The organism is Kitasatospora sp. NPDC015121, from assembly GCF_055562955.1.
Map to the genome: position 1 here is coordinate 122,018 of NZ_JBVHEH010000001.1, position 23,872 is coordinate 145,889.

The 23,872-nt window shown below is 76.0% G+C and carries 20 protein-coding genes and 1 pseudogene; 7 read left to right on the forward strand and 14 right to left on the reverse strand.

Annotation, left to right across the window (positions count from 1 at the left end; genetic code table 11):
* The first annotated feature begins 2 nt into the window (after positions 1 to 2).
* Positions 3 to 2,081 (forward strand): annotated as a pseudogene (locus ACZ3J7_RS00495) (discoidin domain-containing protein).
* A 213-nt stretch (positions 2,082 to 2,294) separates the two neighbouring features.
* On the opposite strand, the gene ACZ3J7_RS00500 reads toward ACZ3J7_RS00495, so the two are convergent.
* The 3 genes from ACZ3J7_RS00500 to ACZ3J7_RS00510 are packed head-to-tail and all read right to left on the reverse strand — an operon-like array spanning position 2,295 to position 5,754.
* Complete coding sequence (locus ACZ3J7_RS00500; RefSeq protein ID WP_465615298.1) at positions 2,295 to 3,185, reverse strand: SDR family oxidoreductase; 891 nt, start codon at positions 3,183 to 3,185, stop codon at positions 2,295 to 2,297.
* Entirely contained in the window at positions 3,182 to 4,183 is a 1,002-nt protein-coding gene (locus ACZ3J7_RS00505) for an alpha/beta fold hydrolase (RefSeq protein ID WP_465615299.1), read from the reverse strand. The genes ACZ3J7_RS00500 and ACZ3J7_RS00505 overlap by 4 nt, the downstream gene beginning before the upstream one ends.
* Positions 4,180 to 5,754 (reverse strand): flavin-containing monooxygenase, encoded by a 1,575-nt coding sequence (locus ACZ3J7_RS00510; RefSeq protein ID WP_465615300.1) that lies wholly within the window; start codon positions 5,752 to 5,754, stop codon positions 4,180 to 4,182. Before ACZ3J7_RS00510 ends, ACZ3J7_RS00505 begins: the two co-directional genes overlap by 4 nt.
* A 192-nt stretch (positions 5,755 to 5,946) precedes the next feature.
* On the opposite strand from ACZ3J7_RS00510, the gene ACZ3J7_RS00515 reads away from it, so the two are divergent.
* On the forward strand, positions 5,947 to 6,717 hold the full coding sequence (locus tag ACZ3J7_RS00515) for a MerR family transcriptional regulator (protein ID WP_465615301.1): 771 nt from the start codon (positions 5,947 to 5,949) through the stop codon (positions 6,715 to 6,717).
* A gap of 327 nt (positions 6,718 to 7,044) precedes the next feature.
* Positions 7,045 to 7,869 carry an inositol monophosphatase family protein gene (locus tag ACZ3J7_RS00520; RefSeq protein ID WP_465615303.1) on the forward strand — a complete coding sequence of 275 codons (825 nt, stop codon included), beginning with the start codon at positions 7,045 to 7,047 and terminating at the stop codon, positions 7,867 to 7,869.
* A gap of 22 nt (positions 7,870 to 7,891) precedes the next feature.
* On the opposite strand, the gene ACZ3J7_RS00525 is transcribed toward ACZ3J7_RS00520, so the two are convergent.
* Together ACZ3J7_RS00525 and ACZ3J7_RS00530 are read right to left on the reverse strand one after the other, a co-directional pair.
* Complete coding sequence (locus ACZ3J7_RS00525) at positions 7,892 to 9,412, reverse strand: pyridoxal phosphate-dependent decarboxylase family protein (protein WP_465615305.1); 1,521 nt, start codon at positions 9,410 to 9,412, stop codon at positions 7,892 to 7,894.
* A 67-nt stretch (positions 9,413 to 9,479) separates the two neighbouring features.
* Positions 9,480 to 10,853, reverse strand: a complete 1,374-nt coding sequence (locus tag ACZ3J7_RS00530) for a diaminobutyrate--2-oxoglutarate transaminase family protein (RefSeq protein WP_465615307.1) — start codon at positions 10,851 to 10,853, stop codon at positions 9,480 to 9,482.
* Between the two features lie 223 nt (positions 10,854 to 11,076).
* Between ACZ3J7_RS00530 and ACZ3J7_RS00535 the strand changes: the two genes are divergently transcribed.
* Positions 11,077 to 11,694: a class I SAM-dependent methyltransferase gene (locus ACZ3J7_RS00535; protein WP_465615309.1), complete on the forward strand. Its 618-nt coding sequence runs from the start codon at positions 11,077 to 11,079 to the stop codon at positions 11,692 to 11,694.
* Here ACZ3J7_RS00535 and ACZ3J7_RS00540 read toward each other — a convergent pair.
* Both ACZ3J7_RS00540 and ACZ3J7_RS00545 read right to left on the reverse strand, forming a co-directional pair.
* Positions 11,691 to 12,407, reverse strand: a complete 717-nt coding sequence (locus ACZ3J7_RS00540) for a response regulator (RefSeq protein ID WP_465615311.1) — start codon at positions 12,405 to 12,407, stop codon at positions 11,691 to 11,693. The genes ACZ3J7_RS00535 and ACZ3J7_RS00540 overlap by 4 nt on opposite strands.
* Positions 12,404 to 14,032: a sensor histidine kinase gene (locus tag ACZ3J7_RS00545; protein WP_465615313.1), complete on the reverse strand. Its 1,629-nt coding sequence runs from the start codon at positions 14,030 to 14,032 to the stop codon at positions 12,404 to 12,406. The genes ACZ3J7_RS00540 and ACZ3J7_RS00545 overlap by 4 nt, the downstream gene beginning before the upstream one ends.
* 192 nt (positions 14,033 to 14,224) lie before the next feature.
* On the opposite strand from ACZ3J7_RS00545, the gene ACZ3J7_RS00550 reads away from it, so the two are divergent.
* Positions 14,225 to 15,601 (forward strand): cation:dicarboxylate symporter family transporter, encoded by a 1,377-nt coding sequence (locus ACZ3J7_RS00550; protein ID WP_465615314.1) that lies wholly within the window; start codon positions 14,225 to 14,227, stop codon positions 15,599 to 15,601.
* Here the strand turns inward: ACZ3J7_RS00550 and ACZ3J7_RS00555 are convergent.
* From ACZ3J7_RS00555 to ACZ3J7_RS00570, 4 genes are all read right to left on the reverse strand, one after another.
* Positions 15,588 to 16,013: a hypothetical protein gene (locus ACZ3J7_RS00555; protein ID WP_465615316.1), complete on the reverse strand. Its 426-nt coding sequence runs from the start codon at positions 16,011 to 16,013 to the stop codon at positions 15,588 to 15,590. The genes ACZ3J7_RS00550 and ACZ3J7_RS00555 overlap by 14 nt on opposite strands.
* Positions 16,014 to 16,086: 73 nt before the next feature.
* Positions 16,087 to 17,058, reverse strand: a complete 972-nt coding sequence (locus ACZ3J7_RS00560) for a hypothetical protein (RefSeq protein WP_465615318.1) — start codon at positions 17,056 to 17,058, stop codon at positions 16,087 to 16,089.
* A gap of 58 nt (positions 17,059 to 17,116) precedes the next feature.
* On the reverse strand, positions 17,117 to 17,839 hold the full coding sequence (locus tag ACZ3J7_RS00565; RefSeq protein ID WP_465615320.1) for a response regulator: 723 nt from the start codon (positions 17,837 to 17,839) through the stop codon (positions 17,117 to 17,119).
* Positions 17,836 to 18,990, reverse strand: a complete 1,155-nt coding sequence (locus ACZ3J7_RS00570) for a sensor histidine kinase (protein ID WP_465615322.1) — start codon at positions 18,988 to 18,990, stop codon at positions 17,836 to 17,838. Before ACZ3J7_RS00570 ends, ACZ3J7_RS00565 begins: the two co-directional genes overlap by 4 nt.
* A 201-nt stretch (positions 18,991 to 19,191) precedes the next feature.
* On the opposite strand from ACZ3J7_RS00570, the gene ACZ3J7_RS00575 reads away from it, so the two are divergent.
* Positions 19,192 to 19,845 carry a DUF2306 domain-containing protein gene (locus tag ACZ3J7_RS00575; protein ID WP_465615324.1) on the forward strand — a complete coding sequence of 218 codons (654 nt, stop codon included), beginning with the start codon at positions 19,192 to 19,194 and terminating at the stop codon, positions 19,843 to 19,845.
* Between the two features lie 83 nt (positions 19,846 to 19,928).
* Here the strand turns inward: ACZ3J7_RS00575 and ACZ3J7_RS00580 are convergent, their stop codons facing one another.
* The 3 genes from ACZ3J7_RS00580 to ACZ3J7_RS00590 all read right to left on the reverse strand — a co-directional run bounded on the left by ACZ3J7_RS00580 (position 19,929) and on the right by ACZ3J7_RS00590 (position 22,358).
* Positions 19,929 to 20,777, reverse strand: a complete 849-nt coding sequence (locus ACZ3J7_RS00580; protein WP_465615326.1) for an alpha/beta fold hydrolase — start codon at positions 20,775 to 20,777, stop codon at positions 19,929 to 19,931.
* An 81-nt stretch (positions 20,778 to 20,858) separates the two neighbouring features.
* Positions 20,859 to 21,983 carry a hypothetical protein gene (locus ACZ3J7_RS00585; RefSeq protein WP_465615327.1) on the reverse strand — a complete coding sequence of 375 codons (1,125 nt, stop codon included), beginning with the start codon at positions 21,981 to 21,983 and terminating at the stop codon, positions 20,859 to 20,861.
* Between the two features lie 72 nt (positions 21,984 to 22,055).
* Positions 22,056 to 22,358: a hypothetical protein gene (locus ACZ3J7_RS00590; protein WP_465615328.1), complete on the reverse strand. Its 303-nt coding sequence runs from the start codon at positions 22,356 to 22,358 to the stop codon at positions 22,056 to 22,058.
* Positions 22,359 to 22,585: 227 nt separating this feature from the next.
* On the opposite strand from ACZ3J7_RS00590, the gene ACZ3J7_RS00595 reads away from it, so the two are divergent.
* Entirely contained in the window at positions 22,586 to 23,824 is a 1,239-nt protein-coding gene (locus ACZ3J7_RS00595; protein ID WP_465615330.1) for a sensor histidine kinase, read from the forward strand.
* The last annotated feature ends 48 nt before the right edge of the window (positions 23,825 to 23,872 follow it).

Consider the following 23,872-nt stretch of genomic DNA (forward strand, 5'->3'; position numbering starts at 1 on the left):
CCATGACCGGGAACCACCGAGCCAGGAACCACCGCGCCAGGAACGCCCTCGCCCGCCTGCTGCCGCTGCTCCTGTTCGCGGCCGTCCTCGCCACCGGCGCCGGGCCGACGCCCACCGCCCGGGCCGCCGACGGGTGGTGGGACCCGGTCGCCCGGCCGGTGCCGGACTCGCGGATCGACGTGACCGGCGAACCGTTCCGCGGCACCGGCCCGGACGGCGCCGTCCGCGGCTTCGTCGACGCCCACAACCACCTGATGTCGGCCGAGGGTTTCGGCGGCCGGGTGATCTGCGGCTCCGCGTTCTCCGCGCAGGGCGTCGCGGACGCGCTGAAGGACTGCCCCGAGCACTACCCGGACGGCGCGCTCGCCCTCTTCGAGAACGTCACCGGCGGCGCGGACGGCCACCACGACCCGGTCGGCTGGCCGACCTTCACCGACTGGCCCGCCCACGACTCGCTCAGCCACCAGCAGGACTACTACGCCTGGGTCGAGCGGGCCTGGCGCGGCGGCGAGCGCGTCCTGGTGAACGACCTGGTGACCAACGGGCTGCTCTGCTCGATCTACCCGTACAAGGACCGCCCCTGCGACGAGATGACGGCGATCCGCACCGAGGCGAAGAAGTCGTACGAACTCCAGGACTACGTGGACCGGATGTACGGCGGCCCCGGCAGGGGCTGGTTCCGCATCGTGACCGACTCCGAGCAGGCCCGGGCGGTCGTCGCGCAGGGCAAACTGGCCGTGGTGCTCGGCGTGGAGACCTCGGAACCCTTCGGCTGCAAGCAGGTGCTGGACGTGCCGCAGTGCGACCGGGCGGCGATCGACCGCGGGCTGGACGAGCTGTACGCGCTGGGCGTGCGCAGCATGTTCCTGTGCCACAAGTTCGACAACGCGCTGTGCGGGGTGCGCTTCGACGAGGGCACCACCGGGGTGGCCGTCAACGCCGGGCAGTTCCTCTCCACCGGCACCTTCTGGACCACCGAGCAGTGCACCGGCCCGCAGCACGACAACCCGATCGGCCTGCCCACCGCGCAGGCGAACGCGCTGCTGCCCGCCGGCGTGAGCCTGCCGACGTACGCGGCCGCCGCGCAGTGCAACACCCGCGGCCTGACCGAACTCGGCGCGTACGCGATCGACGGCCTGGTCAAGCGCCACATGATGCTGGAGGTCGACCACATGAGCGCCAAGGCGGCCCGCGGCGCCTTCGAGCTGCTGGAGGCGAAGGGCTACCCGGGCGTGCTCTCCAGCCACAGCTGGATGGACCTCGACTGGACCGAACGCCTCTACCGGCTGGGCGGGTTCGCCGCCCAGTACCCGCACGACGCGGCCGGCTTCGTCGCCGAGGCGGACCGCACCTCGGCGCTGCGCGCGGCGTACGGGGTCGGCTACGGCTACGGCAGCGACCTGAACGGCGTCGGCGGCTGGCCGGGCCCGGTCGGCCCGAACGCGCCGACCAGCGTGACGTACCCGTTCCGCTCGGCGGACGGCGGCTCGCTGCTGGACCGGCAGGTCACCGGCGACCGGACGTGGGACGTCAACACGGACGGCCTGGCGCACGCCGGACTGCTGCCGGACTGGATCGAGCAGATCCGCCTCGCCCCCGGCGGGCAGCGGGTGGTGGACGACCTGCTGCGCGGCGCGCAGTCCTACCTGACCACCTGGCGGGCCACCGAACAGCACGGCCCGGGACGGGAGTTGGCCACCGGCGCGGCCGCCTCCGCCAGTTCCGCCGAGTGGAACCCGTTCACCTCCTACCAGCCCGGCCGCGCCGTGGACGGCGACCGCGCCACCCGCTGGGCCAGCGACTGGAGCGACGACCAGTGGCTGCGCCTCGACCTCGGCGCCGTCCACCCGGTCGACCGGGTGACCCTGGACTGAGAGCGGGCCTACGCCAGGTCCTACCGGATCGAGGTCTCCACCGACGGCACCGCCTGGCGCACCGTCTGGTCCACCACGGCGGGCGACGGCGGCCTGGACACCGCCGCCTTCCCGCCGACCGCCGCCCGGTACGTCCGCTTCCACGGGACGGCGCGGGCGACCCAGTGGGGCTACTCGCTGCGCGAGGTGTCGGTGCACGGGACCTGACGGCGGCCCGGCGGGCGATGATCGGACCTCCCACCACCGATGATCGGACCGACGCCAGGACGATGATCGGACCTCCCACCACCGATGATCGGACGAGCGCCGGTCCGGTCGTCACCGGACGACGGGCGGGTGACCGGCTCTCCCCCGAGCCGGCCACCCGCCCGTCCCCCTCCGCCGGTCCGCTCCGGTGGGCCGGTCACTCCCCCTGACCGGTCACTCCCCCTGACCGGTCCGGGCGGCCTGGTCGGCCCGGCCGCCCGCGCCGACGGGGCGCAGGCGGGTGGCGGCGGTGGCCTTGAGTTCGGGGGCGAGGCGGGCGACGTCGCGGGAGCCGACGAGGGCGATCAGGCCGGGGAGGAAGCCGCGGACCGGCTGCATGCCGCGCAGCCAGGCCTGGGCGTAGACGTGGGCGGAGCGGCGGGCGAGGCCGGCCACCAGGCGGTCGACGGCGGGGCCGATCGGGTAGGTCTTGTTGGCGGGCCAGGGCAGTTTGGCCCGCATCTGCCGCAGCACGGCGTCCTGGTCGGCGCCGCGCACCATGTCGGTGTCGGTCCAGCTCAGGTAGCCGACGCCGACCTTGACGCCCTGGTGGGCGACCTCGGCGCGGAGCGCGTGGGCGAAGGACTCGACCCCGGCCTTGGAGGCGCAGTACGCGGACATCAGCGGGGCGGGGGTGAGCGCGGCGAGCGAGGCGATCTGCAGCAGGTAGCCGCGGCTCTCGGCGAGCGCGGGCAGGAAGGCCCGGGCGGTGGCGACGGAGCCGAGCAGGTTGACCTCGACGACCCGGGTCCAGGTGCGGTGGTCGCTGTCCTGCATCGGGCCGCCGAGCGCGATGCCGGCGTTGGCGACCACGGCGTCGATCCGCCCGTAGCGGTCCTTGATCCGGTTCGCGACCTCGGTGAGCGCGTCCAGGTCGGTGACGTCGGCCTCCCAGGCGGAGGCGTGGTCGCCGCACTGGGCGGCCACCGCCTTGAGTTCGGCGGGCTCCAGGCCGACCAGGGCGACCTTGGCGCCGCGTTCGGCGAGCTTGCGGGCCATCAGCGCGCCGAGGCCGCGGGCGGCTCCGGTGATGACGACGACCTGCGAGGACAGCGGCGGTGTCATGCGGTCTCCTCAAGGGGCTGCGCGGTGGACGGGTCGGCGGTGGGTTCGGCGGCGTACGGGCCGGCGGCGGGCTCCGCGGCGGGCGGGTCCTGGACCAGGGCGGCGACCCGGCGGATCTCGGCGGCGACCTCGGCGGGGCGTTCGACCGGGCTCATGTGGCCGGTGCCGGGGAGTTCGAGCAGGCCGCGCGGGTCGGCGAGGGCGGCGGCGATCCGGCGGGCGTGGACGGGCGGGGTGAGCCGGTCGTGGCTGCCGGCGATGACGGCGGTGGGGGCGGTGATCCGGGCCAGTGCGTCGTGGACGTCGAGGGTGTCGAGCACGGTCGCCCAGTGGTAGCGGACCCCGGTCGGGCAGGCGTGCACCACCTGCGCGCAGGCCTCGACCCGGTCGGCGGGCGTGGCGGGGCCCATGGTGGCGTACTTGAGGGCGGCCCGGCTGAAGCCGGTGACGGGGCCGAGCGGGAGCCGGGAGCGCAGGATCCGCCGGTGCAGGAAGCGCCGGACGGCCTTGGCGCGGACGGCGGGCGGCAGCACGGCGAGTTCGGCGACGAGCGCGCCGGGGCCGGTGTTGAGCAGCACGTTGGCGGCGGTGCGCCGGGCGACGCCGGGCCGGTCGCCGGCCGCCATGACGGTCATGCCTCCCATGCTGTGCCCGACGACGACGGCGCGCCGCCCGGCGGGGACGGTGGCGTCGAGCACCGCTTCGAGGTCGTCGGCGAGCTTGGCGGTGGAGTAGCCGGCCGCGCCGGCGGGGGCGGGGCTGCGGCCGTGGCCGCGCTGGTCGTAGGCGACGATCCGGAAGTCGGCGGCGAGCCGGTTGACGACCGGCGCCCAGAAGGCGGTGGAGCAGGTCCAGCCGTGGGCGAGGACGATCAGCGGCGCGCCGTCGGGCCCGTACTCCTCGACGTTGAGCACCGCGCCGTCGGCGGAGCGGACGGTGCGCACGGCGGCGGGGTCGGGCAGGACGCAGTCGGCGGGGACCGGGCGGGCGGGGCTCACGCGGTCACCTTCCCGGCGGTGTCGGCCGCGGTCGCGGCGGTGGCCCGCGCGGCGGCGGGGCGCTTGATCAGCTCGTACTCGGTGAGGTCGACGTGCCGGGTGGCGCGGCGGAAGGCGCTGGTGGAGGCGGGCCACAGGACGGTGTTCTTGCCGTCCTGGTCGAGGTACCAGCTGCGGCAGCCGCCGGTGGTCCAGACGGTGCGGCCCATCCGGTGCTGGAGTTCCAGGTTCCACCGGCGCTGGGCCCGCACGGTGGGCTGCATGGCGGTGGCGCCGACCGAGTCGAGGGTGGTGAGCGCGTCGACCAGGTAGTTCAGCTGGGACTCGATCATCAGGATCATCGAGTTGTTGCCGAGTCCGGTGTTCGGGCCGATCAGGAAGAACAGGTTGGGGAAGCCGTGCACGGTGGAGCCGCGCAGCGCCTCCATGCCGTCCTTCCAGCTCTCGGCGAGCGCGGTGCCGCCGATGCCGAAGACCCGTTCGGCGATCGGCAGGTCGGTGACGTGGAAGCCGGTGCCGAACACGATGGCGTCGACCTCGTGCTCGCTGCCGTCCGCGCCGATCAGGGTGGAGCCGCGCAGTTCGCGCAGGCCCCCGGCGACCACCTCGGTGTTGGCGGCGGCCAGCGCCGGGTAGTAGGTGTTGCTGAGCAGGATGCGCTTGCAGCCGATCCGGTAGTCGGGGGTGAGCTTGGCCCGCAGGGCCGGGTCGGCGACGGCCCGGTGCAGGTGCCGCAGCGCGACCTGCTGGACGAGCTTCAGCAGCTGCGGGCGGCGGACGAACGCGTCGACCTGGAGTTCGCGCATCGCGAAGAGCCCGGCGCGGCGCAGCAGTCCGGTGGGCGGGAGCTTGGCGTGCAGCCAGCGCTCGACGCCGGTGACCTCGCGGTCGGCGCGCGGCAGGACCCAGGCGGGGGTGCGCTGGAAGACGGTGAGCGTGCCGACGGTCGGCTGGATGGCGGGGACGATCTGGGCGGCGGACGCGCCGGTGCCGACCACGGCGACGCGCTTGCCGGTCAGGTCGTAGTCGTGGTCCCAGCGGGAGGAGTGGAAGACCTTGCCGGGGAAGGCGTCCAGGCCGGGCAGGTCGGGGATCTGCGGGTCGGCGAGCGGTCCGGCGGCCGAGACCACGGCGTCGGCGGTCCAGTTCCCGGCGGTGGTGGCGACCCGCCAGTGGGCGCGCTCCTCGTCCCAGCGCAGTTCGGTGACCTCGGCGCCGAAGCGCAGGTGGGGGCGGAGGCCGAAGGTGTCGGCGACGCGCTCCAGGTAGGCGCGGATGTCGGGCTGGCCGGAGAACACCCGGGGCCACTCGGGGTTGGGCGCGAACGAGAACGAGTACAGGTGCGAGGGGACGTCGCAGGCGCAGCCCGGGTAGGAGTTGTCGCGCCAGGTGCCGCCGACCGAGTCCGCGCGCTCCAGGATGACGAAGTCGGTGAAGCCGGCCCGGCGCAGGCGGACGCCGGCGCCGAGGCCGCCGAATCCGGAGCCGATGACGGCGACCCGGACGTGCGGGACGGGCTGCTGGGGGGTGTCGCCGGCGGGCGCGGGGGGCTGCTTGGTGCGGGGTGCCATGGGCGGGCCTCCTGGCGGGTGGCGAGGGTGGCGAGGGTGGGGGGTGCCGGTGCGGGACCGGGTGGTGCCGGTGCGGTCCGGGGTCCCGCTGGATGCTGCCAGTAATCACTGGCGCGTTTGGCAGAGTAGCCCTTGTTGACACCGAGTGGAATAGCGCGGGGCGTCGCTGTTTCCGCGCCGCCGGGCGGCCCTATGCTGACCGGCGTGGCGGAGACCGAGCAGGACCGTGAACCGGGCGGAGGGCCCCGCGCCTACCGCGTCGCCGAGCTGGCCGAGGCGGCCGGCGTCAGCGTGCGCACCGTCCGCTTCTACCGCGAGCGCCGCCTGCTCCAGCCGCCCCGCAAGGAGGGCCGGATCGCCTGGTACGGGGACGAGCACCTGGCCCGGCTCCGGCTGATCGCCGAGCTCCTCGACCGCGGGCACGCCCTGGGCGGCATCGCCGAACTGATCGGCGCCGGCGAGGACGGCCGGGACGTCGCCGAACTGATCGGCCTGCGGGCCGCGCTGGTCGCCCCCTGGTCCGACGAGACGCCGGTGCACCTCGACTGGGACGAGCTGCGCGCCGCGTTCGGCGACCAGCTGACCGAGGCCAACACCGCCGAGTCGATCGCCCAGGGCTACATCACCGTCGACCCCGACGGCATCACCCACGTCAGCCGCCGCCTGATGGATGCCACCGTCGCCCTGGTCGACGAGGGCGTGCCGCTGGCCGCCGTCCTGGACGTCAGCCGACGGGCCAGCGAGTACGCCGACGCGATGGCCGACGCGTTCGTCGCCCTGGTCCGCGACCACCTGTTCGGCTCGCTCGCCCGAGTCCGCGACCTCGCGCCCGCCGAGGCGGCCCGGCTGACCGAGCAGGTCGAACGCGTCCGCCCGCTCGCCCGGGCGGTCAACGAGGCCCAGTTCGCGCTCGCGATGGACCGCCGGGTCCGCGCCGAGTACGACCGGCCGACCGGACACTGACCGGCCCGCGCCGCGCCCCCCGCCGCCTGAGCAACGTCCGCCCCACCCTTCGACAAGGCCCGGTCCGCGCTCGCGATGGACCGCCGGGTCCCCGCCGAGTACGACCGGCTGACCGGACGCTGACCCGCCCGCGCCGCGCTCCTCCCGCCACCTGAGCAATATCCGCCACACCCCTCGACAAGACCCAGTCCGCGCTCGCGATGGACCGCCGGGCCCCGCCGAGTACGACCGGCCGACCGGACGCTGACCGGCCCGCGCCGCGCCCCTTCCGCCCCACCAGCAACCTGAGCAACGTCCGTCACGTCCCGGCATGGGAGAGTGGGGGTGGTGGAAGGGAGCACGGGCGTGCTGATGGAGAAGGTCACCGAGATCCTGGTCGAGGCGTCGGCGGAGGCGGTCGAGCCGCGGTTCCGGGCGCTGGCCGAGGGCGAGGTGATGGAGAAGGCGCCCGGCGAGATCGTCACCGTCGCCGACCGGGAAGCCGAGCGGATCATCGCCCGGCGCCTGCGCGAGCTGCTCCCCGTCCCGGTGGTCGGCGAGGAGGCGGTCGCCGCGGACCCCGAACTCGCCCGCGCCCTGCACGCCGAGCCCGCCGCCTGGCTGGTCGACCCGGTCGACGGCACCCGCAACTTCGTGGCCGGCCGCTCCTCGTACGCGGTGATGGCCTCGCTGGTCCGCGGCGGCGAGACGGTGGCGTCCTGGATCTGGCAGCCGTGCTCCCGCACCGCGTACACCGCCGAACTCGGCGCCGGCGCCTGGCGCGACGGCGAACGCCTCACCCTGGACAAGGTCGCCACCCCGCCCGAGCGGTGGACCGGCGCCCTGAAGACCCGCTACGTCGCCCACCCCGGCGGGCACCGGCTGCTCGCCAACGCCCTCGCCCTCGGCCCGCTCGACCCCGGACGCGGCGCTGCCGGGATCGAGTACCCGCTGGTCGTCGACGGCACCCTCGACTTCCTCCTCTACTGGCGCACCCTCCCCTGGGACCACGCCCCCGGCTCCCTCCTGGTCGCCGAGGCCGGCGGCCGCAGCGCCCGCTTCGACGGCAGCCCCTACCGCCCCGAGGCCCCTGGCGGCGTCAACGGCCTGCTGGTCGCCGCCGACCCCGACCAGTGGGAGACCCTCCGGGGGATCCTGCTGGAGGGGGTCTGAGGCGCACCCGCCACCTCCTTGCCTACCGGCGGCCCTCGACGTGCGCCCCGGCCTCGACGACGGCGCGCAGCAGGGCGGCCACCTGCTCTTCCGTGGTGTGCGGGTTGAGCAGGGTGAGTTTGAGCCGGACGCGGCCCGGACCGTGGCCGGGGAGTTCGGTGCGGCCGACCACTGCCCGGCCCTCGCGCAGCAGCCGGCGGCGGAGTTCGGCGTTGACGTGGTCGGCGCGGGCCGGATCGGCGGTGCGGTAGCGGAACACCACGGTGGTCAGCACCGGGTCGCAGTGCAGCTCCAACTCATCTGCTTCGCTGACGACTTCGGCGGCCCGCCGGGCCGTGTGGTGGCAGCGGTCGACCAGTTCGCCGAGGCCGTCCCGGCCCAGCACCCGCAGGGTCGCGGCGAGTTTGAACGCGTCGGGCCTGCGGGTGGTGCGCAGCGACTGGCCGAGCAGGCTGGGGTAGCCGGCCTGCTCGTCGTCGGCCGGGTTGAGGTAGACGGCGCGGCGGGCGAGCGAGGCGTAGGTGCCGGCCTCGCGGGCCAGGAAGACGCCGACGGCGGCGGGTTGCCAGCCGAGTTTGTGCCAGTCGAGGGAGACGGAGTCGGCGCGTTCGATGCCGTCGAGCAGCGGGGCGAGCCGTTTCGAGAAGAGCGCGCCGCCGCCGTAGGCCGCGTCGACGTGCAGCCAGGTGCCGTGGCGGGCGGCCAGGTCGGCGACGGCGGGCAGCGGGTCGATCGCGCCGGTGTCGGTGGTGCCGGCGGTGGCGACCACGGCGATGGGGGTGGCGCCCTCCCGGTCGGCCTCGGCGAAGGCGCGGGCCAATCCGGCCGGTTCCATCCGCAGTTGGCGGTCGACGGGGACGGTGCGGACGGCGCGTTCGCCGAGGCCGAGCAGCGCGGCGGCGCGCTGGACGGAGAAGTGCGCGGCTTCGGAGGCCAGGATCCACGGCCGGACGCCGACCGGCAGGCCGTTCAACTCGACGTCGGGGCCGAGGCGTTGGTCCCGGGCGAGCATCAGGCCCATCAGGTTGGACTCGGTGCCGCCGGTGGTCAGCACGCCGGCCGCCCGGTCGGCGCGGAAGCCGACCGACACGGCGAGTTCGGCGAGCAGTTCGCTCTCCAGGGCGGTCGCGGCGGGGGCCTGGTCCCAGGAGTCCTGGGAGGGGTTGAGCGCGCTGACCGCGAGGTCGGCGGCGACCGCGACGGCCAGCGGCGGGCAGTGCAGGTGCGCGGCGCAGCGGGGGTCGGCCGGGTCGGCCGCGCCGTACGCCAGCAGTTCCGCCAACTGGCCGAGCGCGGAAGGGCCTTGGGCTTCGGCCAGCGCCGCCCGGACGGCCGCCGCGACCTCGGCGGGCTCGCCGGGGACGATCGGCCCGTCGCGCCGGACCGCGCCGGCGGCGAGCCCGGCCAGCACCTCGGCGATCAGCGGCCGCAGGGCCTGCGGGCCGGCCGTCCCACCGGAGAGTTCGGCCGCCCCGGCGGGGAGTTCGGCCGCCCCGGCGGGGAGTTCGGCCGCCTGAGGGGGGAGGTGGTTCGTTCCGTTCATGAGGCGGCCGTCGACTTCCGTTCCGCACGCGGGAACCGGCGGCCCACCGGCCTGGCGGTGGGGCGGGTCACTTGCCCTCCGCCGGTCGGCGCATCGCGAACTCGATGGCGTCGCAGAGTCGTTCGAGGACGGCGTCGGCCTGCTCGTCGGTGATGGTGAGCGGCGGGAGCAGCCGCAGGACGGCGTCGTGGCGGCCGCCGAGCTCGACGATCAGGCCGCGGGCGAGGCAGGCTTCGCGGACCCGGACGGCGAGGCGCGGGTCGGCGGGGCGGGCGCCGCAGCTGTCGGGTTCGCCCTCGGGGTCGACGAGTTCGACGCCGAGCATCAGGCCGCGGCCGCGGACGTCGCCGATCACCGGGAGGCGGTCGCGGGCGCCGTCGAGGCGGGCGGTGATCCGGGCGCCGACGGTCTCGGCGCGGGCGACCAGGCCGTGGGCGGCGACGTACCGCAGGGTGGCGGCGCCGGCGGCCATGGCGAGGGTGTTGCCGCGAAAGGTGCCGGTGTGGGCGCCGGGCTGCCAGCCGTCGTACTCCTCGCGGTAGACCACGACGGCGAGCGGGAGGCTGCCGCCGATGGCCTTGGAGAGCACCATCGCGTCGGGTTCGACGCCGCTGTGCTCGACGGCCCACATCCGGCCGGTGCGGCCGACGCCGGTCTGCACCTCGTCGAGGATCAGCGGGATGCCGCGTTCGGCGGTGATCCGGCGCATCTCGCGCAGCCAGGCGTCGGGGGCGGGGACGACGCCGCCCTCGCCCTGCACGGGTTCCAGGATCATCGCGGCGGGCGGCAGCACCCCGCCGGACGGGTCGTCGAGCAGCCGCTCGGTGTAGGCGACGGCGAGCTCCGCGCCGCGTTCGCCGCCGACGCCGAACGGGCAGCGGTAGGCGTACGGGTAGGGCAGCCGGGTGACCTCGCCGCCGCTGGGCAGCGGGGCCTTGACGGCGGTGTTGCCGGTGACGGCGAGGGCGCCGGCGGTCATGCCGTGGTAGGCGCCGGTGAAGGCGAGCGCGCCGCGCCGGCCGGTGGCGGTCTGCATCAGCTTGAGGGCGGCCTCGACGGCGTCGGTGCCGGCCGGGCCGCAGAAGTGGATCCGGGCCCGGGCGGCGAACTCCTGCGGGAGGCTGGCCAGCAGGGCGGTGGTGAAGTCGTCCTTCTCGGCGGTGGCGAGGTCGAGCAGGTGCAGCGGGGCGCCGCTGTCCAGGGTGCGGCGGATCGCCTCCAGCACGACGGGGTGGTTGTGGCCGAGCGCGAGGGTGCCGGCGCCGGAGAGGCAGTCGAGGTAGCGGCGGCCGTCGGCGCCCTCGACCGTCATGCCGTTCGCGCGCACCGGGACGATCGGGAAGGACCGGGCGTAGGTGCGGGCGGCCGATTCGCGGACGCGCTGGCGGCGCAGGATCGCGTCGCCGGCCGGTGCGGCGTACGTGCCGACGGTGAGGGTCACAGCAGGAGCTCCCTTACGAAGTTAGGTAAGCCTAACTTTATCTACGGGGGTGCGGGATCCGCCGCCACCGGGCCCTTCGATCACCCGACCGGACGAGCGCACTCACCGACTCCCCCGCACGCCCCGGTGGACGGAGCCGGGCGACCCCCCGACGGACACCCCCGCCCGTCCAACGAGCCGCACCGCGACGGGTCACGGCCCGCCCCCGGGTAGCCTCCCGTCCATGACCACCCCGCAGCCCGCCCACGCCCGCGAACTCGCCGAGACCCGCGCCTTCTTCGCCGAGCGCGCCGCCACCTGGGACAGCAAGTACCCGGACGACAGCCCGCGTTACGCCGCCGCGATCGCCGACACCGGCCTGGCGGCCGGGCAGTTCGTGATCGACGCGGGCTGCGGAACCGGCCGCGCCCTGCCCCTGCTGCGCGCCGCCGTCGGACCGGACGGGACCGTGCTCGGCGTCGACCTGACGCCCGAGATGCTGGAACGGGCCGCCGCCCACCGCGCCGACGCCGCCCTGGTCCAGGCCGACTGCACCCGGCTGCCGCTGCCCGACGCGGTCGCCGACCTGGTCTTCGGCGCGGGCCTGGTCTCCCACCTCCCCGGCCCGGCCGCGGGCCTGCGCGAACTCGCCCGGGTCACCCGCCCCGGCGGCCGCCTCGCCCTCTACCACCCGCTCGGCCGCGCCGCCCTCGCCGCCCGCAAGGGCCGCCCGCTCACCCCGGACGACCTGCGCGCCCGCGAGCACCTCTTCCCGCTGCTCGCCGCCAACGGCTGGACCCCGCTGTCGTACGCCGACGAGCCGACCCGCTACCTGGTGCTGGCCGAACGGGCCCGGGCCTAGGCGCCGGCGTCGGCACCGGTGCCGGCGTCGCTCCAGCGGTAGCCGAGTTCGGGGCGGCCGACCTGGCCGTAGCGGGGTACCCGGGTGGCGCGGCCAGTGGTGACCAGGTGCTCCAGGTAGCGGCGGGCGGTGATCCGGGAGACGCCGGTGGCCCGGGCGGCGGCGGCGGCCGAGAGGCCGTCGGGGGCGGCGCGCAGGGCGGCGGCGAGGGTGTCGAGGGTGTCGGCGGCCAGGCCCTTGGGGAGGCTGCTGCGGTCGCTGCCGCGCAGCAGGGCGAGGGCCCGGTCGACCTCGTCCTGGCCGAGGGCCTGGCCGGGGCGGTCGAGGTTGGCGCGGTAGCGGGCGTACTGGCGCAGGCGGTCGGCGAGGGCGGCCGCGCCGAACGGCTTCAGCAGGTACTGGACGACGCCCGCGCTGACCGCCCGCCGGACCACGGCCAGGTCGCGGGCGGAGGTGACGGCGATGACGTCGGCGCCGTGCCCGGCGGCGCGCAGCGCGGCGCACAGTTGCAGGCCGTGGCCGTCGGGCAGGTAGAGGTCGAGCAGGATCAGGTCGACCGGGGCGTGGGCGTCGAGGGCGCGGATCGCGGCGGCGCGGGAGTGCGCGACGGCGGCGACGGCGAAGCCGGGGGTGCGGGCGACGTAGCGGGCGTGGGCGTCGGCGGCGACCGGGTCGTCCTCGACCACCAGGACGCGGATGGGCTGGTCGGTCACGGGGCGGGGTCCGTTCCGGTGCGCTGGAGCGGGAGCCGGACGGCGAGCACGGCGCCGGGTCCGGGCCCGCCCTCGATCCGGACCTCGCCGCCGTTGCGGCGGGCGGTCTGGGCGACCAGGGCGAGGCCGAGGCCCCGGCCGTGCTGCTTGGTGGTCCAGCCGCGCCGGAAGACGTCCTCGGCGGCGGCCGGGTCGACGCCGGGGCCGGTGTCGGCGACCCGCAGCAGCAGGTGGCCGCCGTCGGTGCGGGCGGTGACGCGGACTCCGGGGGCGGCGTGGGCGGCGTTCTCGATCGCGGCGTCCATCGCGTTGTCGAGCAGGTTGCCGAGCAGGGTGACCAGGTCGCGCGGGGTGAGCCGGTCGGGCAGCAGGCCGTCGTCGATCCGGCTGTCCTCGGTGAGGGCGAGGTCGACGCCGCGTTCGGCGGCCTGCGCGGCCTTGCCCAGCAGCAGCGCGGCGAGCAGGGGTTCGGCGACGGCGCCGACGACCTGGTCGGTGAGCCTCTGGGCGAGGGCGAGTTCGGCGGTGGCGAACTCCACCGCCTCGCGGTGGCGGCCGAGTTCGATCAGCGAGACGACGGCGTGCAGCCGGTTGGCGGCCTCGTGGGCCTGCGCGTCGAGGGCCGCGGCGATGCCCCGGACGTTGTCCAACTCTCCGGTCAGTCCCTGGAGTTCGGTGTGGTCGCGAAGGGTGACCACACTGCCGAGGCCGGGCCCGACCGGGGAGGTGTTGAGCAGTACGACGCGCTCCGCGGTCAGGTGCACCTCGTCGCGGACGGGGTCGGCGCCCTCCAGCGCGCGGGTGAGCGAGCCCGGCAGGTCGAGTTGACGTACCGTCAGTCCCGTTGCCTCCTCCGGCAGTCCGAGCAGTTCGCGGGCGGCGTCGTTGCACAGCAGGACGCGGTGCTCGCGGTCGAGCAGCACCAGCCCCTCGCGGACGGAGTGCAGCGTCGCCTGGTGGTAGTCGTACAGGTGGGCGAGCTGTTCGGCGTCCATGCCGTGGGTGTGCCGGCGCAATCGGGCGGCGAGCAGGTAGCTGGCGGTGGCGCCGAGGGCGAGCGCGCCGGCCGCGACGCCGGTGAGGGCGAGCAGCGGGGTGCGCAGCCGGGCGGTGATGTTGTCGACGGTGATGCCGGCGCTGACCAGGGCGACGACGTGCCGCTGTCCGTCCAGGACGGGGGTGACGACGCGGACGGACGGGCCGAGGGTGCCGGTGTACGTCTCGTGCTGGGTGCGGCCGGCGCGGGCCCGGTCGGTGTGGCCGAGGAAGGGGCGGCCGATCCGGGCGGGGTCGGGGTGGGTCCAGCGGGTGCCGTCGGGGGCCATCACGGTGACGAAGTCGACGCCGGTGTCGGTCCGGACCCGTTCGGCGTACGGCTGCAGGACGGTGCTGGGGTCGGGGCGGGCGGCGGCCTCGCGAACGGTGGGGGTGTCGGCGACGGCGAGGGCGACGGCGGTGGCCTGCCGGAGGGCCGCGTCCTCGGCGCGCCGGGCGGTGAACAGGTAGGCGAGGACGGCGCCGCCGGCGACCACGGCCGCGACGATCACGACCTGGACGGCGAACAGCCGGCCGGCCAGGCTGCGCCGGCGGTGGCGGGGCGGCCGCGGGCTGCTGGTCGGGTGCATGCCGACAGTGTGCACGCTCGGGCCGGGTGGACTGAAGGAGCGGGCGGCCCGGAGGAGCGGGCGGGCCGAAGGGCCGGGCGGCGGTGTGAACGCTATGACCGCAAGGGTGACCGGGGCGCGGGGCGGCCGGATAGTCGGGCCCGGCCCGCCACCCGGGGGCCTGACCGAGCCTACGGCGAAGGAGCCGCGAGCATGGAGCCGACCCAGCACGAGACCCCGCCCCGGGCGGCGCGGGCCGACCGCACCCCCTACCTGTACCTGGCGGTGATCGCGGCGGTGGTCGCGGGCGTGGCGGTGGGCCTGGCGGCGCCGGGGTTCGCGGTGGAGCTGAAGCCGGTGGGCACCGGGTTCGTCAACCTGATCAAGATGATGATCTCCCCGGTGATCTTCTGCACGATCGTGCTGGGCGTGGGCTCGGTGACGAAGGCGGCGAAGGTCGGCCGGGTCGGCGGCCTGGCGCTGGGCTACTTCCTGCTGACCTCGACGGTGGCGCTGGGCATCGGCCTGCTGGTGGGCAACCTGCTGGAGCCGGGCAGCGGGCTGCACCTGACCTCGGCGCTGGCCAAGTCGGGCCACGCGCAGGCCGCGGCCGGCGCGGAGTCGACCACCGGGTTCCTGCTCGGGATCATCCCGACCACCCTGGTGTCGGCGCTGACCGCCGGGCAGGTGCTGCAGACCCTGCTGGTGGCGCTGCTGGTCGGGTTCGCGCTGCAGGCGATGGGCGCGGCGGGGGCGCCGGTGCTGCGCGGGGTGGAGCACCTGCAGCGGCTGGTGTTCAAGGTGATGTCGATGATCATGTGGGTGGCGCCGGTCGGCGCGTTCGGCGCGATGGCGGCGGTGGTCGGGGCGACCGGCACGGCGGCGCTGAAGAGCCTCGCCGTGATCATGGTCGGCTTCTACGTGACCTGCGTGCTGTTCGTGGTCGTGGTGCTGGGCCTGCTGCTGCGGCTGGCCGCCGGGGTGAACCTGTTCGCGCTGCTGCGCTACCTCGGGCGGGAGTTCCTGCTGATCCTGTCGACCTCGTCCTCGGAGAGCGCGCTGCCCCGGCTGATCGCCAAGATGGAGCACCTCGGGGTGAGCCGCCCGGTGGTCGGCATCACGGTGCCGACCGGCTACAGCTTCAACCTGGACGGCACCGCGATCTACCTCACCATGGCGTCGATCTTCGTCTCCGAGGCGATGGACAGGCCGATGTCGCTGGGCGAGCAGCTCTCGCTGCTGCTGTTCATGGTGCTCGCCTCCAAGGGCGCGGCGGGCGTCACCGGCGCGGGCCTGGCCACGCTGGCCGGCGGCCTGCAGTCGCACCGGCCCGAACTGGTCGACGGCGTCGGGCTGATCGTCGGCATCGACCGCTTCATGTCGGAGGCCCGGGCGCTCACCAACTTCGCCGGGAACGCGGTCGCCACCGTCCTGATCGGGCACTGGACGGGCGAGCTCGACCGGGCGCGGCTGGCGTCCGTCCTGTCCGGCGCGCTGCCGTACGACGAGGGCGCGCCGGTGGCGGACCCGGCGGTCCCGGCCCAGGCCGGGGCGCCGGCGGCGGAGCGGCGGCCGGTCAGCGGCTCCTGAGCCACTCCAGGTAGGGCGGGCCGAACGGCCAGCGCGGCATCGGCTCGCAGTCCGGTTCCACCCCGGGCGGGGCCTCGGCGAGCGAGCCCATGCCGTACGCGTACAGCGCGGCCAGCGCGTACCCGGCCAGCAGCAGCACCGGCCACAGCCACCAGGCGCTGCCGGGCCTGCGGGACAGCGGGGCGGCGAGCAGCAGCATGACGGCGACGCAGATGCCCGCCGTCACCAGCAGCGGCACGAAGCGGCCCGGCAGCGCCTCGTGGTCCTGGACGAGGCACCAGTGCCAGGCGTCGTCGGCCCAGCCGCTGCCGAGCAGCGCCGCCCAGATCCCGAAGCCCACCGCCAGCGGCACCCAGGCGCACCCGTTCGCCGGGACGCGCCAGCCCTTCCAGCCCAGCACCGTCGTTCCCATTCGACCTCCGTTCGCGTGACCAACCCTCTTCACGCGAACGGGGGTTCGACGGTTCCCCGGAAGGGGGCCGGGCTCAGGCGGGGGTCGGGGTGGTGCCGGAGAGGGCCCAGGCGAGGCCGGTGGCGGGGTCCTCCAGGGCGAGGTGGAGATGCCGCAGGTCGTCGGCGGGTTCGCTCCAGGCGAGGCAGCGCAGGCGGGCGACGAGGGCGTCGGCGGCCTGCCGGGTGGGGGTGGGGGTGCCGTCCATCGCGGCGAGCAACTGCCAGACGGCGAGGCGTCCTTGGGCGGCGCCGCGGTCGGGGCGGGCGGAGGCGAGGTGGACCAGGGCGGGGTAGAGCGCGGCGAACGGGAGCTGGCCGCCGGTGACCTCGGGGCCGCCGGCGAGTTGGGCGGCGGCGTCGGCGGCGCGGCCCCGGACGCAGACGGCGGTGGTCCAGTCGGCGAGCGCGGCCAGCGCGCGGGTGGCGGGGAGGCCGGTCAACCGGGGCCCGGGGTTGGGGAGTTCGAGGACAGCGAGGCCTTCGCGGGTGGGCGGGGCGAGGTGCAGGGCGCGGCGGGCGCCGCCGCCGGGGAGGTACTCGCGGACGCGGGTGTCGCGTTCCCAGCCGCCGTCCTCCCAGGGCAGCAGCCGGTAGGGGACGCCGCCGTCGTCGGGCGGGGCGCCGGGGCCGGGGTCGTCGCCGAGCAGGGCGCGGGTGTGGGCGGCGAGGCGGCCGATCGCGGGCGGCAGCGGCAGGGCGTCGAGGACGGTGCGCGGGTGCCGGGTGGCGAGGACCTCCCAGAGCGGTCCGGCGTCGTGGTCGGCGATGGTCGCGGGGGCGCCGGGCCCGCCGTCGGGGTCGAACAGCCGGGCGGCGAGGGCGGCGGGCGCGCCGTACGCGACGAGGTGGCCGAGCGGTCCGGCGAGCGGGTCGCCGAGTGCCCGGGCGAGCCGGAAGCGCTCCAGCAGTTCGTCCCAGCGGCCCTGCTCGGCGAGCCGCCGCCCGGACGGGCCCCACCCGTAGCGCTCCGGCCGCACGGCTCCCGGTCCGTTCTCCACGATCATCCGCTCAATGTACGACCGTACCGACGCGTTCCCCGGGCACCCGGTCCGTGACGGAGTGTCACGGAGCCTCCGGCGCGGGCGGCCTGCGGTGCTGCGGTCCCATCAGGCCGTGCCGGTACGCGGCGGCCACCGCCTGCGAGCGGTCGCGCGCGCCGAGCTTGCCGAGGATCCGCTTGACGTGCGTCTTCACGGTCGACTCGGCCAGGTGCAGCAGCGCGGCGATCTCCTCGTTCGGGTGCCCCTCGGCGGCCAGCCGCAGCACCTCGCGCTCGCGGACGGTCAGCACCGCCAGCGGGCCGGAACCGGCCTCCGGGGACGACGGGGACGACGAGGGCGACGGGGACGGTGCGGGGGCGGCCAGCAGGTGGCCGAGCAGGTCGCGGGTGACGGCGGGGTCGAGGACGGCCTCGCCGTCCGCGACGGCGTGCACGGCGTCGATCAGCCGCTCCGGGGAGGCCCGCTTCAGCAGGAACCCGGCGGCCCCGGCCCGCAGCGCGCCCCACACGTACGCGTCGTGGTGGAAGGTGGTCAGCACCAGCACCCGGCTCGCCGACCCGGCCAGCCGGCGGGTAGCCTCGACGCCGTCGCAGCCGGGCATCCGGACGTCCATCAGGACGACGTCGGGCCGCAGCTGCCGGGCCAGTTCGACGGCCCGCAGCCCGTCCCCGGCCTGGCCGACCACCTCGATCCGGTCGGCGGTCTCCAGCACCACGGCGAGCCCGGCGCGCAGCAGCGGGTCGTCGTCGGCGATCAGCACCCGGACGGTGCGCGGCCCGCTCACCGGGCGCCCCCGACCGGGAGGCTGACCCGGACCAGGAAGCCGCCGTTCGCCCCGAGCCCGTGCTCGGCGGTGCCGTGCAGGCGGGCGGCGCGTTCGGCGATGCCGGTCAGGCCGCGGCCGGGGCGGTGGCCGGGCGGCGGGCCGGAGCCGTCGTCGGCGACCTCGACCAGGGTCGCCCCGCCCTGCCGGACGATCCGGACGGCGGCGTGCCCGGCGCCGGAGTGCCGCAGCGCGTTGGTCAGCGACTCCTGGACCACCCGGTACGCGCAGGCGTCCTGTTCCGGGGGCAGCGGCGGGGTGTCGCGGTGCAGCTCGACGGCCAACCCGGCCCGGCCCATCCGTTCGGCCAGCGCCGGGAGTTCGTCCAGTCCGGGCTCGGACACCGTGGCGGCGCCGGGCCGTTGGGGCGCGGTGCCGCGCAACAGGCCGAGGACGCGGTCGAGTTCGCCGAGCGCGTCGTTTCCGGTGCGCTCGATCTCGGCGAGCAGGTCGCGGCTGCGTTCGGGCGTCCGGTCGATCAACCGCCGTGCGGCGCCCGCCTGGACCAGCATCAGGTTCAGCGAGTGGCCGACCAGGTCGTGCACCTCGCGGGCGATCCGGGCCCGCTCCTCGGCGAGCAACTCGGCCCGGGCGCGCCGCCGTTCGGCCGCCTGCCGGGCCAGCCGGAGGGCGCCGCCGTAGCCGAACGCCCACACCGCCAGCCACACCGCGAGCACGCCCGCCGGCATCACCACCTCGACGTCCTGCCCGGCGAAGTACCCGACCACCCCGACCAGCACCAGCGGCGGCCCCCACCCGGCCCGGCCCCGGCCCCCGTACCGTCCGACGGCGTACGCGCCCAGCAGGTTGGCGTACGGCGAGATCGGGCTCGGCGCGACCAGCTGCGCCTCGGCGGTCAGCGCCAGCGTCGCCACCAGGTACGCCGCCAGCGGGGCCCGGCGGCGGGCCGCGGCGGCGGCGGTGAGCAGCGCGGTCAGGGTGAGCGCGAACGGCAGCCGGCCGGCCGTCCGGTCCTCCGCGCCGAGGCGTTCGGCGAGCATCGCGGCGCACAGCACCGCGGCCGGCACGACGTCCGTGAGCACGGCCGGGACGAGGCCCGACAGCCGGGGGAACTCGGGTGGTCGGAGCCTGCTGGCGACGGTGGGCGGCATGGTGCGGCGTCCTCGGTGCTGGTAGGCGGGGCGGGCGGCCGGGGCGGGTGGCCGGGGAGAACCTACCCGAACCGGCCCGGCCCCGGACGGGCCGTCCACCGGGATCCGGGACGGGCCCGGGTCGCTACCCCCGGCGGGGTACGCCGGGCCACCCCGGCGGGGGGACGCCGCAGGCCGGGGCCGGTCCGTAGCGTCCCCGGCATGACACTCCACCGCCCCGTCGAGGCCGAAGTCCCCACCGCCGCGCGGAAGTCCGGCGTCCTGCGCCGGGCCGGCCGGGTCGCCGTCCCCACCCTGGCGCTGCTCGTCGCCGCCTTCTCCGCCCGCTACTTCACCCTCGACCGGGGCGCCTTCCTGGAGGAGCAGCGCGACGTCTACGCCGCCCACCTGCCGGTCCTGCTGACGCACATCGGCGGTGGCGTCCTCGCGCTCTCCCTCGGCCCGCTCCAGTTCCTCCCCCGCCTGCGCGCCCGCCGCCCCGCCGTCCACCGCTGGACCGGGCGGCTCTACGTCCTGGCCGCGGCCGCGACCGGCGTCGGCGGTCTGCTGGTCGCCCCGTACGGCCTCTACCCCCCGCTGGCGCCGCTCGCCTTCACCCTGCTCGCCGCCCTCGTCCTCACCACCACCGCCCTCGGCCTCCACCACGCCCGGCACGGCCGGATCCCCGCCCACCGCGCGTGGATGCTCCGCTCCTACGCCCTGATCTTCGCCGCCGTCACCTTCCGCCTCTGGCTCGTCCTGCTCGGCGCCACCGGCCTGCCCGCCTCCGTCGTCTACACCTCCGGCGCGTGGGCCTGCGTGGCCGTCAACCTGGCCGCCGCCGAAAAGCTCCTGCGGAGCGGCCGCCCCGCCTAGGGACCGGTGGGTCGGTGCGGCCGGGTGCCGCGGAGAACCGGGACCGGGAGCGGCGGCCCGCTTCCGGTCCCGGCCGGGCCCCTTCAGCGCAGCGCGAGCATCGCTGCGGCGACCGCCGCCACGCCGTCCCCCGAAGCGGGCAGCGCCGTCGCGGCGTCCTCCAGGACGAGCAGTCGCGCGCCCGGGATCTCGCGGGCGATCGCCTCGGCGTTGCCGACCGGGAAGAACCGGTCGTGGCGGCCGTGCACGACGAGGGTGGGGACGGCGATCCCGGGGAGGCGTTCGCGCCAGCGGGGTGCGCAGTCCAGGCGGGAGAACACCGCGCCCAGCTGGTTGGCGAGGTGGACGGCGGCCGGGCCGGCGGGCGTGCGGTCCCAGATCCGGGCGGCCCGGGCGCGGGCGGCGGCGGGGTCGTCGCCGAGGACCTCCGCGCCGGCGGCGGCGAACTCCGCGACGGCCGCGCGGTCGGTCCAGTCCGGCATCGGGCGGGAGAACAGCCGGCCCATCGTCGCCCGGTCGTGGTCGGGCAGGTCCGGGTCGGTCCGGCCGGGCGCGACGGGACGGGTGCCGACCAGGGTGAGCGCGGCGAACGCGTCCGGGTGGTCGAGCGCGGCGACCTGCGCGACCATCCCGCCGACGCCGATGCCCGCGAGGTGCGCGGGGCCCCCGCCGAGCGAGGCGGCGAGGGCGGCGGCGTCGGCGGCGAGGGTGCGCAGCGTGTAGCCGGGCGCGTCCGGGTCGGCGGTCGCCGAGGCGCCGCTGTCGCGCAGGTCGTAGCGCACCACCCGGCGGCCGCCGGCGGCGAGGCGCTCGCACAGCGCGTCGGGCCAGGAGAGCATGGTCACCCCGCCGACGAGCAGGACGGGCGGGGCGTCCTCGGGGCCGAAGGACTCGGTGCCGAGCGTGGTTCCGTTGACGGCGATTCGTGTCATGCCCGGTTGGACGGGTCCCGCCGCCGGAACTCATCGGCGGCGGGGCGGGAGGCCCCGGGGGCGGACCGGGCCCGGGGCGGGTCAGCTCGGTTCGGTGAGCGGGCCGGTGCTGCCGTTGACCTTGAAGTCGCGGGCCTGGCGGGTGTTGTTCAGCCGGGCCACGTCGGCCTGTTCGATGTGGACGAGGCCCTTGAGCTTCTCCAGGTTGCTGCGGTGCTCGCTGGGGGTTCCCCAGTCGTAGTCCTTGCGCACCTCGACGCGGTAGGTGATGGTGCCGTCGCGCTTGTCGCCGACCAGCCGGTACTCGAAGTGGTTCAGCGCGTAGTACCAGTTCTGCCCGCCGGGGTCGGTGGCCGGGTTCGGGTGGCTGCCCTGCCACTTCGTCTCGACCGGCCCGTCCGGCATCTTCTTCAGCGACGCCAGCTGCGCCTTCACGTCCTTGCCGAAGGTGGTGGGCATGTCCCGCATCATCTTCGCCGGGTCGACCGCGGCCGGGTCGCCGCTGCCCCCGAGCCAGTGGTCGAGCAGGTTCGCGGCGTCGTCGTAGTGGTAGTGGCGCCGCAGGGCCTGCGCGACGAGCTCCATCTCCGCGTAGGTCTTGTAGTCGTTCCAGCCGGCCTCGACCTGGCGGAACTCGCGGTTCTCGCTCTCGAAGTTGTCCTCGGTGCCGAAGGCCACCTTCAGTCCCTTGGTGAACCACTCGTCGGCCTTGGTGGCCTGTTCGAGGACCAGCCTGACCTTCGCCTGGAGATCGGCGGCCCGCGCCTCCCGCTCCCGCAGCCGGGCGACCTCGGCCGGCTGCGGGTTGGGGTCGGCCGGCCGCGGGTCGGTGGAGGTCAGCGTGCCGTCCGGGCCGATGGCCAGCTGGAGGCCGGCCGCCTCCCGCTGGTACTTCCTGGCCTTCTCGGAGAGTCCGCGCAGCCCTTGGAAGTCCTCCTCGCCCGCGCCGGCCATCTTCCCGGCGAAGTCGATCACCCCCTTGACCTCCTTGGCCACCGCCTGGATGTCCACCAGGATCCGGTCGCAGTGCGGGCCGGCGGCCTCGGCGTCCTTGCCGACCCACTCGCCCGAGCGGACCTGGCCGACCACCCGGCTGGAGAAGCCCTCCCCGGTCTCGTTCAGCCGGCCGAGGACGGCCTTCCAGCCGTCGACGAACCGGTCCAGGACGCCGGCGTCGAAACGGGCCAGCGTGTCGAAGTCCACCATGTGCGGGTCCCCCGTCGGATCGCGTGTCGGATCGCGTGTCGAATGGCGTGTCGGATCGCGTGCCGGACGGCGTCAGCCGAACAGCAGGCGGTGGAAGAAGTCGACGACGGTGTTCTCGTGCTTCTCCCAGTTGCCGCCGTTGGTGTGGAAGGCGTCGGAGGCCTCGGACAGGCGCTTCTCCACCACCTTGTTGAGCTTCTCCCAGCGGTCGGCGAGCGCCTCCACGCCGCCCGGGAACGACCAGCCGGCCGCCCCGCCGCTGAGCGCGTCGCAGGTCGCCAGGCCGGGTCCGCGCTGGGCGCCCACCTGCTGGGCGAGCTGTTCGCAGTCGTCGCCGCGCTGGCGGAGCCAGTCCGGGGTCACCGAAACGCTCACGGGGTCCGTCCCTCCCTCGGGTCTTCGTGGTGGTGGCGGTCTCCCGCGCGGAACGAACCTGCCAAAGCCGGGTCCGCCCCCGCATCCGGCGGCGGTTTGAGCTCCGGGTAAACCCCTGCGGTACCGGCGGGCCGTCCGCTGCCGCGCCGGTAGGGTTCCCCGTCCCCCGAACCGGACCGTCCGGCAAGGCGGTTGGAGCGGACCGGGCGAGGACGTAGGCTGCGCCGGTGCGAACGGGATCCGGGGGCCTCGGCCGGCTGGTGGGGGGTGCGCGCCGGCCACTGGTGGTGGACTCGGCGCTCGCCGCGCTGTACGCGGCCGCGAGCCTGGTCCTCGGCCACGAGGCGCCGCCCGCGCCCTGGCACCGGATGGACCTCCTCGGGCGGCTGCTGATCCTGCTGGTGGGCGCGGCGCTGGTGCTGCGGCGGACCGCGCCGGTGCCGGTGCTGGTCGCGGTGGTCGCGGTGTGGCTCGGCTACATCGGCTGCGGGTACTGGCCGGTGGTCAACTCCCCGGCGGTGCTGCTGGTGCTGTACGCCGTCGCGGCGGCGCGCCCCGCCCGGACGGCGGTGCTCGGCGCGGTGGCGGTGGGCGCGGCCTGGACGGTGGCCGGGGTGCTGGGCGGGGAGCACTCGGAGATGTCGGCGGTGCTGGTCCAGGCGGTCGCCTTCCCGGGGGTGGTCGCCTTCCTCGGCCGGGCGGCGGGGGTCTCCGCCGAGCGCAGCCGCCGGCTGGCCGAGCTGACCGAACGGCTGCGCGCCGAACAGGAGTTGCGGGCGGCGCGGGCGATCACCGAGGAACGCGTCCGGATCGCAAGGGAGTTGCACGACGTGGTGGCCCACCACATGTCGGTGGTCTCGCTGCAGGCCGGGATGGCCTCGTACGTGGTGGAGGCCGATCCGGCCACCGCCAAGGGGGCGTTGGAGACGATCGCGGCGACCAGCCGGGAGGCGCTGGAGGAGTTGCGGCGGCTGCTGGTGCTGCTGCGGGTCGGGCCGGAGGGCGGGTCGGGCGCCGAGGAGGCGGCCGAGTACGCGCCGGCCCCCGGGCTGGGCCGGCTGGAGGAGCTGGTGCGGCGGGTGCGGGCGGCGGGCGTGCCGACCGAACTGCGGTTGGAGGGAACTCCGTTCCGGCTCCCGCCGGGGATGGACCTGTGCGCGTACCGGGTGGTCCAGGAGGCGCTGACCAACGTGCTGCGGCACGCCGGGCCGGCCGAGGCGTCGGTGACCGTCCGGTACGCGCCGCGGGCGCTCGCGGTGCGGATCGCCGACAACGGCACCCGGCCCGTTTCGGCCGAGTCCGCACCGGGTTCCGGCCACGGCTTGATCGGCATGCGTGAACGCGCCAGGATCTACCGGGGGACGGTGAGCGCCGACCCCCGGCCCGGGGGCGGGTTCGAGGTCGTGCTGAACCTCCCGGTCCCGGCCGGCGCGGGCGACGACGCACCGGGCCGCCCGCACCCGTAGTCCGGCACCGGGCCCCGACCGGTGCCGACCGTCCCCGGCGAGGTTGCC